The sequence below is a fragment of the Bradyrhizobium sp. BTAi1 genome (genome assembly GCF_000015165.1).
GTDB classification, from domain to species: Bacteria; Pseudomonadota; Alphaproteobacteria; order Rhizobiales; family Xanthobacteraceae; genus Bradyrhizobium; species Bradyrhizobium denitrificans.
This window is the reverse complement of record NC_009485.1, coordinates 8175555-8188060: the sequence shown is the minus strand read 5'-3', so window position 1 is coordinate 8188060 and position 12506 is coordinate 8175555. Positions and strand designations below refer to the sequence as shown.

Annotated in this window: 12 protein-coding genes; 11 read left to right on the top strand and 1 reads right to left on the bottom strand. The window is 57.6% G+C overall.

Annotation, left to right across the window (positions count from 1 at the left end; translation table 11 throughout):
- Window positions 1-2 precede the first annotated feature (2 nt).
- The 10 genes from BBTA_RS36475 to BBTA_RS36425 all read left to right on the top strand — a co-directional run bounded on the left by BBTA_RS36475 (window position 3) and on the right by BBTA_RS36425 (window position 9506).
- A complete protein-coding gene (locus tag BBTA_RS36475) occupies window positions 3-740 on the top strand; it encodes a rhomboid family intramembrane serine protease (RefSeq protein WP_012047513.1) in 738 nt (245 codons plus the stop codon).
- 21 nt (window positions 741-761) lie between these two features.
- Complete coding sequence (locus BBTA_RS36470) at window positions 762-1592, top strand: ATP-dependent Clp protease proteolytic subunit (protein ID WP_012047512.1); 831 nt, start codon at window positions 762-764, stop codon at window positions 1590-1592.
- Between the two features lie 53 nt (window positions 1593-1645).
- A complete protein-coding gene (locus BBTA_RS36465) occupies window positions 1646-2134 on the top strand; it encodes a phosphate-starvation-inducible PsiE family protein (RefSeq protein WP_012047511.1) in 489 nt (162 codons plus the stop codon).
- The gene (gene trxC, locus BBTA_RS36460) at window positions 2131-2571 is read left to right on the top strand and encodes a thioredoxin TrxC (protein ID WP_012047510.1); all 441 of its coding nucleotides are present in this window, start codon (window positions 2131-2133) and stop codon (window positions 2569-2571) included. The genes BBTA_RS36465 and trxC overlap by 4 nt, the downstream gene beginning before the upstream one ends.
- Before the next feature lie 33 nt (window positions 2572-2604).
- Window positions 2605-3261 carry a DNA starvation/stationary phase protection protein Dps gene (dps, locus tag BBTA_RS36455; protein WP_244424277.1) on the top strand — a complete coding sequence of 219 codons (657 nt, stop codon included), beginning with the start codon at window positions 2605-2607 and terminating at the stop codon, window positions 3259-3261.
- A 122-nt stretch (window positions 3262-3383) separates the two neighbouring features.
- Window positions 3384-4307 carry an HPF/RaiA family ribosome-associated protein gene (locus BBTA_RS40490; protein WP_012047507.1) on the top strand — a complete coding sequence of 308 codons (924 nt, stop codon included), beginning with the start codon at window positions 3384-3386 and terminating at the stop codon, window positions 4305-4307.
- Window positions 4308-4344: 37 nt separating this feature from the next.
- A complete protein-coding gene (locus BBTA_RS36440) occupies window positions 4345-4764 on the top strand; it encodes an Hsp20/alpha crystallin family protein (RefSeq protein ID WP_041751155.1) in 420 nt (139 codons plus the stop codon).
- The gene (gene lon / locus BBTA_RS36435) at window positions 4761-7121 is read left to right on the top strand and encodes an endopeptidase La (RefSeq protein WP_012047506.1); all 2361 of its coding nucleotides are present in this window, start codon (window positions 4761-4763) and stop codon (window positions 7119-7121) included. The genes BBTA_RS36440 and lon overlap by 4 nt, the downstream gene beginning before the upstream one ends.
- Before the next feature lie 5 nt (window positions 7122-7126).
- On the top strand, window positions 7127-7735 hold the full coding sequence (locus BBTA_RS36430) for a MarC family protein (protein WP_012047505.1): 609 nt from the start codon (window positions 7127-7129) through the stop codon (window positions 7733-7735).
- A gap of 82 nt (window positions 7736-7817) precedes the next feature.
- A complete protein-coding gene (locus BBTA_RS36425; protein ID WP_041751154.1) occupies window positions 7818-9506 on the top strand; it encodes a cation:proton antiporter in 1689 nt (562 codons plus the stop codon).
- A gap of 92 nt (window positions 9507-9598) precedes the next feature.
- Here BBTA_RS36425 and BBTA_RS36420 read toward each other — a convergent pair whose 3' ends face one another.
- Window positions 9599-10384: a TIGR00730 family Rossman fold protein gene (locus BBTA_RS36420; protein WP_012047503.1), complete on the bottom strand. Its 786-nt coding sequence runs from the start codon at window positions 10382-10384 to the stop codon at window positions 9599-9601.
- A gap of 228 nt (window positions 10385-10612) precedes the next feature.
- On the opposite strand from BBTA_RS36420, the gene dnaK reads away from it, so the two are divergent.
- Window positions 10613-12499 (top strand): molecular chaperone DnaK, encoded by a 1887-nt coding sequence (gene dnaK / locus BBTA_RS36415; RefSeq protein ID WP_041751153.1) that lies wholly within the window; start codon window positions 10613-10615, stop codon window positions 12497-12499.
- Window positions 12500-12506 lie beyond the last annotated feature (7 nt).

The window sequence follows — 12506 nt, the reverse complement described above, 5'->3', positions numbered from 1 at the left end:
CGATGTTTCCGATCCAAAATGGCGTTCCGCACCGCAGCGCACCTTTTGTCACCTGGAGTCTGATCGCCACAAACGTGGCCGTGTTCCTCTACCAAGTCAGTCTCTCGCCGCCAGCACTCGATCGATTTCTCGTGGACTACGCGCTTATTCCGGGACGTTATTTCGTTCCTCTGCCTTTCGTGCCCGAACCCACGCTTTCGGATTATCTGCCGTTTGCAACCAATATGTTCCTGCATGGCGGATGGCTGCATCTGATCTTGAACATGTGGACCCTGTTTCTGTTCGGGCCGACGGTCGAAGATCGAATGGGAGGAGCCCGTTATTTGCTTTTCTATTTGTTTTGCGGGATCGCGGCCTCGACAGCGCATGCGTATTTTAATGCAACATCGTTTGTTCCGGCTTTGGGCGCCTCCGGTGCGATCGCCGGCGTCATCGGCGCCTTCGTCCGTCTCTTTCCGCTGGCGAATTTGATCGTCGTCATTCCGATCTTCTTCTTTCCGTTCTTTTTTGAAGTTCCGGCACTCTTGTTCGCCGGACTGTGGTTTTTGATGCAATTCGTGCAAGGAACGATCGAACTTGTCAGTCCTTCGGCGGGCGGAGGTATCGCGTGGTGGGCGCATATCGGCGGATTCATCGCGGGGGTGTTGCTGACATCCGTTTTGACGCAGCCGCGGCGAACTTATCGGAAATACTACCTTGACGAGGGAATCTATGGTTTCACGCCCAATGGCCGACGCTGAGCAATCCGGAGATCTGCCTTCATGAGCATCAACGACATCTTCTGGCTGTTCTTCATGTTCACTATGCTGCAGCCGTTGCTTCGGCAACGCATGCTGGAGGCCATGCGAACGCGAAAGATCGCGCAGATCGAGCGGGATCGGAACTCGCGCGTCATCCTGCTTGTGCATCGGCAAGAAACAATGCGGCTGCTCGGCTTCCCGCTGATGCGTTACATCGACGTGAACGACTCCGAGGATGTGCTTCGCGCCATTCATATGACCGATGACGATGTGCCGCTCGACATCGTGCTGCACACGCCGGGCGGACTGGTGCTGGCTGCGTTGCAGATCGCGCGCGCCATCCGCGCGCACAAGGCGAAAGTGACCGTTTTCGTGCCTCATTACGCGATGTCCGGCGGTACGCTCATTGCACTCGCAGCCGATGAGATCGTCATGTGCCGGCACTCTGTGCTCGGCCCGATCGATCCGCAGCTCGGGCAATCGCCCGCGGCCTCTTTGCTTAAGGTGATCGAGCAGAAGCCGATTGCGGAGATCGACGACCAGACCCTGGTTCTTGCCGATGTCGGCCGCAAGGCGATTGCCCAGGTTAAAGCTGCTGCCAAGGAACTCCTGACGGATAAAATGCCCGAGGATAAGGCCGAAGCGCTCGCTGAAAAATTATCGACCGGACAATGGACGCACGACTATCCGATTTCGCCGACGGAGGCCAAAGACTTGGGCCTGCCTGTCAGCACGAACATGCCGGACGCAGTGCTCGAACTGATGACGCTTTATCCCCAGCCGGTACGGTCGCAAGGGGGCGGCGTCGAATATCTTCCGGTGCCGCGACAGAAGGAAGCGTTGCGAAAGTAACTTAAACAGGCGTGGTCAGAGAAAAGCCGGTGGCGCAGCGGACGGAGTCAACTATGAAATTGCTCGAACATTTGGACATCAAGACCACGCAATGGGAGGTCGCCAGCGTCTACGAGAAATTCGAGCAAGTGGTCGTTCTCATTCTGACCGGCTTGATCATCGTCGTTATCGCCTCCGCGGTCTGGCATCTGGCAATTAAGATCCTATTCGGCCTCGTCCTGGCCAGTTTTGATCCGACAGATCCTGCTGTTTTTCAGACAGTGTTTGGCATGATGTTTACCGTCATCATCGCCTTGGAATTCAAACATTCCATCCTAATCATGGTGAAGCGGGAACAAAGCGTCGTGCAGGTGCGCACGGTCGTCCTGATTGCCATGCTCGCGGTGATCCGGAAATTCATCATCATCGATTTGTCATCCGCTACGGCCAATCAAATGTTTGCGCTGGCGGCGGGCGTCATCGCTCTTGGCGCCGTCTATTGGCTCGTGCGCGATCAGGACCGAAAGGCCGAGATCGCAGAGCGTGAGAGGCCGGCAACATGAGTCAACACGTCACGCATATCGTTTGTCCTCATTGCGATGCCGTCAACCGCATCCCTGCGGACAAGCCGGCCAAAGAGGCCAAATGCGGCCGCTGTCATCGTGCGCTCTTCGACGGTCATCCGGCGGAGGTCATCGGCGAACGGCTGGAGAAGCATATCAAGTCAAATGAGATACCGGTCGTCGTCGATTTCTGGGCGCCGTGGTGCGGACCATGCCGCATGATGGCGCCGGCCTACGAGCGCACTGCGGGACAACTGGAGCCGAACGCGCGGTTGCTGAAGTTGAACACCGAGAATGATCCAAGCGCTGCGGAGCGTTACGACATAAGATCGATTCCCACCCTGATTATGTTTCGTAACGGCCAGATCGTAGATCGCGTGAGCGGCGCCATGGATGAACGCCGCCTTCAGCAATGGATCGTGTCGCACGCGCATTGAGTGCCTTAACGCGCTAAAAATGAGAGTATGCAGATGGCAAGGAAACCTGAACCGGATCCTCCTGAAACCGATGACGATCCTGTCCTTGAAGCGGACATCGAGTCGTTTCCCGCCAGCGATCCGCCGGGCTGGATTCCGGCGCGAATCGGTCCTGCGGTGCCCATCCCGGCCGAAAAGTTGTCAAGCAAGCGACTTCAGGAGGTAACCATGCATGACACCCGAATCGATTTTCCATCCAACGTTCGTGGAACCGCCATCGGATTGCTTCAGGCACGATTGACGGACGCCGTCGACCTCGCAAGCCAGGCCAAACAGGCTCATTGGAACGTCAGGGGACCAAGCTTTATAGCGCTGCACGAACTGTTCGATCAGGTCGCAACGACCGTGCGTGAGCATGCAGACATAATTGCCGAACGAATCGTAGCGCTCGGCGGCACGGCAGAGGGCACGGCGCGCGTTGCCGCCAAACAATCGACGCTTAAGGAATACCCACTCGAGATTATCGATGGGCGCGCCCATGTTTCCGCACTTGCTGATGCACTCGCTGCGTTTGGCGCGAATGTCCGTCGCAACATCGACGAGGCGGTTGAGGCGGGCGACCAGGGGACGGCCGACTTATTCACTGAGGTCTCCAGAAGTATCGACAAAACATTGTGGTTTGTCGAGGCCCATGGTCAGGCCAAGGCGTGATCTTTCGTGAAAAGACTGCAGGCGCTGAAGGAGACACCGTGCGCCTGCCCCTTGCGGCTCAGCGCCGCCAACAGGTGATATGACTGTTTTCGTTCAACCGGCCAGCGGAGACGCCCCTGTCCATGACAGCAGACTTAGGTCAAAACGCCAGTCACTTCAGCTGGAATATCGTCACGCGCAACCTGCACGGACACCCGTTTTTGCGAGAGAAACTTTACAGCAAAATTCGCGCTCTCGAACAGCATCTGCAACGTTTTCCCCCGGATGCTGTGCATCTTCTTATTGAACTCGACCGGCACGCGCGCAAGGAGGAGCATCGGGCCGTTCTTACGCTCCGGCTGCCGTCGCACATCTTGCATGCTGACAAGTCGGCAAAGTCAGCTATCACCGCATTGACGCATGCGGTAAAGGCGCTTCTGCAAGAACTAAAGGCTCTCAAAGAGAAGATGCGGGAAGAGCCGCAATGGAAACGCAAAGCGAGGCGCAAGAAGCTGTCATTTGCGTCCGGACCAAGCGAAGGTGGCGCGGTACCGCAAAGCGCCGCCGAAATCCGCGAAGCTTTCGTTGAAGGTCACCGCAGCCGGTTGACACGGTTCGCGCGCAGAGCTGTCAATCGCACTCCTAGCCAAGATGAGTCAGTCACCGATCGAGAGCTTGCGGAATTGGTTGGGGAGGCAAAAGACAAGCTTGCGGCTTTATCGAAGCGCCAAAAGCTGACAAATGATCGCGCGCAGCTCTATCGCCTCGTCCGCAAGGCCATCGCACAGCGCGGCAGCGGCTCGCGAAAAGGGCATCCTCCGATCGCGCCCTCATCGCTTACCGGAGAAGCCTCTCCGAAATCCGGTTTGTTGTCGGCGATGGATCAGGTGCTAGCTACGTTATCCCCTTTCGAGCAAGAAGTGTTCGATTTGCATTACGTCGAAGGCTTTGAGACGGACGAGATCGCGATGGTCACCCGAAAGCCAGAGAAACAAGTCAAGGATGCTCTTGATGTCATCGAGAATCAAATTCGTCGGAGTCTGCGCTCGGAGCCGGTTGAGACATAGGAAGACAGCACCGAAGCGGTGTTAGGGGGTCAGATCCATGGCATTTGGCGAAATCGAGCGGTGGATGTGGGCGGATGCTTGTGAGCTCCTGGCTCGCGCGGAGCGGCTTCATCGTCAATTTTTCACGCCTCTTGCCGTCGAAGGCACAATCGGTTGGTCGCCGCCCGTTGACTTATATGAGACGGAAAGCGAATTCATTGCACTGATCGCGTTGCCCGGGGTGGCTCCGGGCGACGTCGAGATTGGGCTTTTCGGGCGGACGCTTGAAGTTCGCGGGCATCGCCGAATGCCGGCATTGGTCAGAGGCGCGGCCATTCATCGGCTTGAGATTCCTCAGGGACGTTTTTTGCTTCGATTCACGCTTCCCGAAGCGGGCGCAGCACTCGCGGCGCAGGGTTTTGAGGATGGCTGTCTCCTTCTCCGTCTCGCCAAATCGGCACAAGGCGCAAAAAGATGAACGAACAAGTCTCGCCATCAAGCCAGAGCAACACCAAGCTCCCGCCGGGCGCACTGATCTTGCTGCCAGTGCGCAATATGGTGTTGTTTCCCGGCGTCGTGATGCCGCTGACGGTGGGGCGGCCACGCTCCCAGGCTGCCGCCCAGGAAGCATTGCGCGGTGAGCGGCCGATCGGCATCGTGTTGCAAACCGATCCGACAGTCGACGAACCGGGCGATGAGCAGCTTCATCGTATCGGCACAGTCGCGGAAATTCTGCGCTACGTGACGGCGCCGGACGGCACCCATCATCTGATCGTCCGCGGCACTCGCCGGTTTCGCATTCAAAGCTTCTTGCCAGGATATCCCTTTCTGACCGCGCAGGTGGAGGAAATCGGGGAATCCGAAGTTCTGACGCCGGAAATCGAGGGCCGGGTGCAATTGCTGCGACAGCGGGCGCACGAGGCCATGCAGCTCTTGCCGAATGTCCCGGCCGAGCTTGTCGCAGGACTTGACGGGGTTCAGTCGGCCTCGGCGCTGGCCGACTTCGTCGCCAACCTGATGGACATCAAGCCGTCTGACAAGCAGGACATTCTCGAAACATTCGACGTCAAAACGCGGCTTGAAAAAACGATTCGGTTCCTGACCGAGCGTATTCAGGTGCTCCGTATCAGCAAAGAGATTGGCGAGCAGACGCAGGAGACACTCAGTACGCAGCAACGCGAGCACATCCTGCGCGAGCAGATGCGGCAGATCCAGCGCCAGCTCGGCGAGTCCGACGATCGTTCCGCCGAGCTCGAAGAACTGAAGCGCGCTATCGAATCGGCAGGCATGCCGAAGGAGGTCGAGGATCAGGCCAAGAAGGAGCTGCGGCGTCTCGAACGGATGCCAGATGCCGCCGGCGAGTATTCCATGATCCGCACCTATCTCGACTGGCTCATCGAATTGCCCTGGTCAAAACTGGCCGACGAGAGGATCGACATTCAAGAAGCGCGCCGCATCCTCGACGAAGACCACTACGATCTCGACAAGGTCAAGAAGCGCATTCTCGAATATCTTGCGGTGCGCAAGCTTAATCCGGATGGCAAAGCGCCGATTCTCTGTTTCGTCGGCCCGCCGGGCGTCGGCAAGACCTCGCTAGGTCAGAGCATCGCCCGGGCGACCGGACGTCCCTTCGCGCGCCTGAGCCTCGGCGGCGTTCACGACGAGGCGGAGATTCGCGGGCATCGCCGAACCTATATCGGTGCGCTTCCTGGGAACATCATTCAGGCTATTCGCAAAGCGGGCGCGCGCAATCCGGTCCTGATGCTCGATGAGATGGACAAGCTTGGCGCCGGGTTTCACGGCGACCCTTCGTCGGCCCTGCTCGAAGTGCTCGATCCCGAGCAGAACCGCACTTTCCGCGATAACTATCTGGGCCTACCCTTCGACCTATCGAAAGTGCTGTTCATCGGAACCGCCAATATTCCGGACAGCATTCCCGGCCCCCTGCGCGATCGCATGGAGATGATCTCGGTCCCCGGTTATACGGAAGATGAAAAACTGCAGATCGCCAAGCGCTACCTCATCAAGCGACAGCTCGATGCTGCCGGCTTGAAGGCCGAGCAATGCGACATTTCCGACGAGGCGCTCCGGGGGATCATCCGGTATTACACGCGCGAGGCCGGCTGCCGCAACCTGGAGAGAGAAATCGGCGCGCTCTGCCGCCACGCCGCGATGCGTATTGCCGAGGGCAAAGACACCGCGGTCAAGATCGGCGAGGCGGACCTGCCAACGATTCTCGGGCCCCATCGCTTCGAGGACGAGGTCGCGATGCGCACCAGCGTCCCGGGCGTCGCCACCGGACTTGCCTGGACGCCGACCGGCGGCGACATCCTGTTCATTGAGGCAGCGCGCGTGCCCGGAAGCGGCAAGCTCATTCTGACGGGGCAACTTGGTGACGTGATGAAGGAGAGCGCGCAAGCCGCGCTCAGTCTTGTCAAATCGCGCGCCGAGAGCCTCGGCATCGATCCTGCCCAGTTCGAAAAGTCGGATATTCACGTTCATGTGCCGGCAGGCGCGATTCCGAAGGACGGCCCGAGCGCGGGCGTTGCCATGTTCATCGCCTTGACCTCGCTTCTGACCGCCCGTACGGCACGAGGCGACACCGCGATGACAGGCGAGATTTCGCTCCGTGGACTGGTTCTGCCGATCGGCGGCGTCAAGGAGAAGGTCCTCGCTGCGGTGCGGGGCGGCATTGAAACGGTCATGCTTCCCGAACGAAACAGAAAGGATCTCGAAGATATCCCTCCTGATGCGCGACAACGGATCAAATTCGTTTGGATGCGGACCGTCGATGACGCAATCGCGGCGGCGCTTGAACCGCCTAAGGGGAAATAGCTCGCGTGCCGTCGACGCTGGAATTCGTCATTACGACCTTCGTCACATTTTTTGTGGTGATCGACCCACTTGGCATTCTCCCGATCTTCATGGCCTTGACCGGAAAAAAGAGTGTCGCGATCCGACAACAAATTGCAGTTCGCGCCGTCCTTCTTGCTGGCCCGATTTTGATCGTGTTTGCGTTCGCCGGCGATACTGTTTTTCGCTTTCTGGGCATATCGCTCCCGGCGTTTCGAATTGCCGGCGTCCCAGCGGACTACGGACTGCAACCGAGGCCGAAGAAGACGAGGCAGAGCAAAGCACGGACGTGGCGGTTTTTCCACTTGCAGTACCGCTCTGCCGGTCCGGGCGCAATGACCTCCGTCATTCTTATTATGGGAAAGGCAGGCAGCGATTTCCTGATTCAGCTTATCGCAATGTCTACCCTCCTCTCTGTGTTGCTGCTTTGCCTATTGGTCTTCCTTTTTGCATCGCGACTGATGGCCGTGCTCGGATTGACGGGCGTCAATGTCATAGGGCGCGTTTTTGGGATCGTGCTTGCGGGACTCGCCATTCAATATATGCTCGACGGGTTTGCCGCTTATATTGCAATTCTGAAACCATTTGACGCGTGAAGCCTATCGGCCAGCGGTCAGTCTGCAGATCGATCGCAGGCTCACAATTCGTCGTGGAAGCACGGCTTGTGCGATAAAACGTATGCAAGACCTTCTCGCTATATCGGTCGTGTTGATCGCCGCAGCTGCGATTGCGGCTGGTCTATGCGCTCGAATGCGAATTCCAACCCTCCTTGGTTATATTCTAGCCGGGGTCATAATTGGCCCATCGGTCGGAAGGCTCGTGCAGCCCGGCGACGCATTGACGTTTCTCTCAGAAATCGGCGTCATTTTGCTGATGTTCACGGTCGGTCTCGAACTGTCAGTCGCCGAACTATGGGCAACACGCTGGCGTGTTCTTTCGGCCGGCGGGCTACAGTTTGCTTTGGGTAGCGTCGCATTCGGAGGAGTAGCGTATTTGCTCGGCGCCTCTCCAAGTGCGGCCGTCATGGTCGGGGCGGCCGCAGCGGTGTCATCGACGGCGATCTGCGCCAAACAATTGGCTGATCAGGGCGAGCTTACCACGCGCCATGGCCGAACCAGCGTGGCCGTTCTGCTATTCCAGGACATTGCAACCGCTCCTCTTCTCGCGGCGCTTCCATTGCTAGCCAGTAGGACCGAGGCTGGCACCCAAATTGCGATTGAAGTGGTTCGAATTCTGGCGATCCTCGGCATCATCGTCCTGGTGGGAAAACCGATTCTTTATCGGTCGTTGGCATGGGTTGCCCGTCACGGTCATTCTGAAGCCTTTCTGCTCGCTTCAATCTTGCTCGTTCTGATAACAGCGTGGATCAGCCATTATCTCGGAATTGAGCCTGCTCTGGGGGCATTCATTGCGGGTCTTGTTCTAGGGGAGAGCGACTTCCGACATCGCATCGAAGACGACATTCGTCCCTTCCGGGATTTAATGGTTGGATTGTTTTTTATCACGACTGGAGTGCAACTCAATCTTGCTCTTGTCACGCAATCTCCGCTCAGCGTGATTTTTTGGCTGTTCCTGCTGGTGCCAATCAAAATTGTTATCAGCGCGATAGCACTACGTCTCGCGAAGCTCGGTTCGCTTGATGCCGGACGAGGGGCAATCATCCTGGGCCACGGGGGCGAATTCGGATTGCTGCTCGTGAGCTTGGGAATCAGCGCAGACTTTCTGCCCGCAACCATCGGACAGCCAGCGATGATCGCGATCGCAATATCCATGGCGCTGGCGCCGCTTTTGATTCGAGAACATGATCGGTTAGTGCAACACATATTCCGCGCCCACCGGCAACCACACCACCCTCAGCTCGAGGAGCTGGAAGGATTTGATCAGTCGAAGGACCTACAACAGCACGTGCTCGTTTGCGGTGCCGGCTCCCTTGGCCGGATCGTATCGAGAGCGCTCTTGAAAGCCGGCATATCTCATCTTTTGTTCGAAACGCGCTACGAGCCATTTGTGCAAGCGAAAGAGTTGGGATTGCCCGTCATTCTCGGAGATGCGAGCCGGCTCGCGACTCTGGAAGCGGCTGGTGTGGAGCGCGCCCGGGCGGTTGTCGTCACCTTCCACCAGCACCGACCGGCATTCAGGATACTTCGTGCGTTGCGGCATCGCTTTCCAAACCTGGCTTTGATTGCCAGCGCGAGAACCGAAGCAGCGGCGGAGGAGCTTCAGCTCATCGGGAACGTCAACGTGTTTCATGAACATATTGCCGCTGGGCTGGCGCTTGCGAGGCAATGTTTGCAGGAAGTAGGATTGCCCCGCGATCGTCTTGAGGTATTATTCTCGCAAATGCGCCGGGAGCTCCACACCGAATGAATATCAGTCGGGGTTATCGCGCAACTGAATAGGACTTGTTGCTCATCCCAATGGGTGCCTCGCGACCGGGTGTAGAGGCCGCAAAGAAATTGTCATGGAGAGTCCTGACGTGGCGAAAAGGCGCATAACAGATGCTCCTTGAGCAACGCCCACGCTTCTTCCGCATCGTCGGCGAACATAAACAGGCTCGTGTCCTGAGGCGCGATCATGCCTTCCGACACCAAGACATCAAGATTTAGAAGCGAGCGCCAGTAAGAGTGATCGAAAAGAAGAATTGGAATTTGTGAAATTTTGGCGGTTTGCTTCAACGTCAATATTTCAAACATCTCATCCAGAGTGCCAAATCCTCCGGGAAAGATTACGAGCGCATTCGCTCGCATCGCGAGATGCATTTTGCGTATAGCAAAATACTGGAATCGAAATGTCAGCTCGGGTGTCGAATAGGCATTGGGCTGTTGTTCGTGAACGAGCGTGATGTTGTAGCCGATGGAAGGGGCATCGGCATCACATGCGCCTCGGTTGGCGGCCTCCATCAAGCCCGGTCCTCCACCGGTCGCAATTACGTTATCGCGGACCGGGCCATTTGATCTCTTTGCGCCGCCACGTTCCGAAACGATGCGGGCGAATTCGCGAGCTTGCCGATACCAGGTCGCATGCCGGGGAGGCCCATTTTCACGCACGCGTGCACTGCCGAACACGACGACCGTCGAGCGCACGCCCCACGCGCGCAGAGCCTCTTCCGCTTTGGCGTACTCAAGTTGAAGCCGGATACCGCGTGTCGACTCTCCAAGAATGAAGTCCTGGTCGAGCGCGGCGAGCTGATAGGTCCGAGACTGAAGCTGTTTTCTATTGTCGATAGGGGTCGTTTGCGCTGTCATCCGGTAGTCCTTCTTAGTGGCACGATGAAATTCGCGTTTTTGCCGAGCCCCGGTCCGGAAATCCGGTTGCCGTCTCGGGAAATCCGACGCAGGATGCTGATCGAAAGATCGGAATGTTGATATCCGTCAACGTGATCGGGCAGCATGTCGGTTGAAATACAAGTAACGCCGAGATCCGGCTAGGCGTCGGGCTGATTTAACTCGTCCCCGGAACGAGAGGAGAACGTGATGGCAAAGGCGATCGGGATCGATCTGGGAACGACCAATTCCTGCGTTGCCGTGATGGAAGGCAACCAGGCGAAAGTGATCGAGAACGCAGAAGGCGCCCGCACCACTCCCTCCATGGTGGCCTTCACCGATACGGGGGAGGTTCTCGTCGGGCAACCCGCCAAGCGCCAAAGCATCACGAATCCCGAAAATACGATCTTCGCCATCAAGCGCCTGATCGGTCGCCGGTACGACGATCCGATGACGCAGAAGGACAAGGGCATGGTGCCCTATAATATTGTGCCAGGCCCCAATGGCGATGCCTGGGTGGAGGTCCGCGGCAAGAAATATAGCCCGAGTCAGATCAGCGCATTCATTCTTACGAAGATGAAGGAAACCGCGGAGGCCTACCTTGGCACCAAAGTAACCGAGGCGGTCATTACGGTTCCTGCCTATTTCAACGATGCTCAGCGCCAAGCCACCAAGGACGCGGGGCGTATCGCCGGACTCGACGTGCTGCGCATTATCAACGAGCCGACCGCGGCAGCATTGGCCTATGGTCTTGAAAAGAAGGGAACCGGCAAGATCGCTGTGTACGATCTCGGTGGCGGAACCTTTGATATTTCAGTTCTCGAGGTTGGCGACGGAGTATTCGAGGTCAAATCGACGAACGGTGACACGTTTCTGGGAGGCGAAGACTTCGACAAGCGGATCATCGATTACTTGGCGGATGAGTTCAAAAAGGAGAACGGGATCGATCTTCGCGGCGACCGGCTCGCCCTCCAGCGCCTAAAGGATGCCGCCGAGAAAGCCAAAATCGAGCTATCAAGCGCGACGCAGACCGAGGTCAATCTGCCGTTCATCACCGCCGACCAGCACGGTCCGAAGCATCTCACGATCAAGCTGTCGCGCGCCAAACTGGAAGCGTTGGTTGACGATCTCATTCAGAAGACGGTGCCACCATGTCAAGCGGCACTGAAGGACGCCGGGATCGCAGCCTCTCAAATCGACGAGGTCGTTTTGGTTGGCGGCCAAACACGCATGCCTAAGGTTCAGGAGACGGTGCAGAAGCTGTTCGGGCGCGAACCGCACAAGGGCGTCAATCCGGATGAGGTCGTGGCGGTCGGTGCGGCGATTCAGGCGGGCGTTCTTCAAGGCGATGTTAAGGATGTCCTTCTGCTTGACGTGACGCCGCTTTCGCTTGGCATTGAGACGCTTGGCGGTGTGATGACTAAGCTAATCGAGCGCAACACGACCATTCCGACCAAGCGCAGCCAGGTATTCTCGACCGCCGAGGACAACCAGACTGCGGTGACGATTCGCGTTTTTCAGGGCGAGCGTGAGATGGCGGCTGACAACAAGCTGCTTGGACAATTCGACCTGGTCGGGATTCCGCCTGCCCCACGAGGATTACCTCAGATCGAGGTTACTTTCGATATTGATGCCAATGGAATCGTCAACGTGTCCGCTAAGGACAAGGCAAGCGGCAAGGAGCAGACAATTCGCATCCAGGCTTCCGGCGGACTGACCGAAGCCGACATCCAGCGTATGGTCAAGGAAGCCGAAGCGCACGCCGAGGAAGACAAGCGCCGCAAGGAGCTGGTGGAGGCACGCAACCAGGCGGATGCCACTATCTACGGTGCGGAAAAGCGTCTCCAAGAGGTCGGCAATCAAGTTGCCCCGGATGCAAAGACCGCAGTCGAACAAGCAATTTCGGCTGCCAAGGACGCCATGGCTGGCGAGGATGTCGGCGGCATCCGGCAGGCGACCGAAAAGCTTGCGCAAGAAGCCATGCGCCTGCAGCCGACAGGCGGTGGAACCAGTACCTCCTCTGGTGCTTCTAGTGCCCCGGAGTCAGATGTTGTCGATGCCGAATTCGAGGAAGTGGACAAGCGAAAATCCGGTTAGCCGAGAG

Bases quoted from the DNA above. Each gene is read 5' to 3' on its own strand.
- lon (WP_012047506.1), top strand. From the start codon at position 4,761: ATGAACGAACAAGTCTCGCCATCAAGCCAGAGCAACACCAAGCTCCCG.
- BBTA_RS36440 (WP_041751155.1), top strand. From the start codon at position 4,345: ATGGCATTTGGCGAAATCGAGCGGTGGATGTGGGCGGATGCTTGTGAG.
- BBTA_RS36420 (WP_012047503.1), bottom strand. From the start codon at position 10,384: ATGACAGCGCAAACGACCCCTATCGACAATAGAAAACAGCTTCAGTCT.
- BBTA_RS36425 (WP_041751154.1), top strand. From the start codon at position 7,818: ATGCAAGACCTTCTCGCTATATCGGTCGTGTTGATCGCCGCAGCTGCG.
- BBTA_RS36475 (WP_012047513.1), top strand. From the start codon at position 3: ATGTTTCCGATCCAAAATGGCGTTCCGCACCGCAGCGCACCTTTTGTC.
- BBTA_RS36465 (WP_012047511.1), top strand. From the start codon at position 1,646: ATGAAATTGCTCGAACATTTGGACATCAAGACCACGCAATGGGAGGTC.
- BBTA_RS40490 (WP_012047507.1), top strand. From the start codon at position 3,384: ATGACAGCAGACTTAGGTCAAAACGCCAGTCACTTCAGCTGGAATATC.
- BBTA_RS36470 (WP_012047512.1), top strand. From the start codon at position 762: ATGAGCATCAACGACATCTTCTGGCTGTTCTTCATGTTCACTATGCTG.
- trxC (WP_012047510.1), top strand. From the start codon at position 2,131: ATGAGTCAACACGTCACGCATATCGTTTGTCCTCATTGCGATGCCGTC.
- dnaK (WP_041751153.1), top strand. From the start codon at position 10,613: ATGGCAAAGGCGATCGGGATCGATCTGGGAACGACCAATTCCTGCGTT.
- dps (WP_244424277.1), top strand. From the start codon at position 2,605: ATGGCAAGGAAACCTGAACCGGATCCTCCTGAAACCGATGACGATCCT.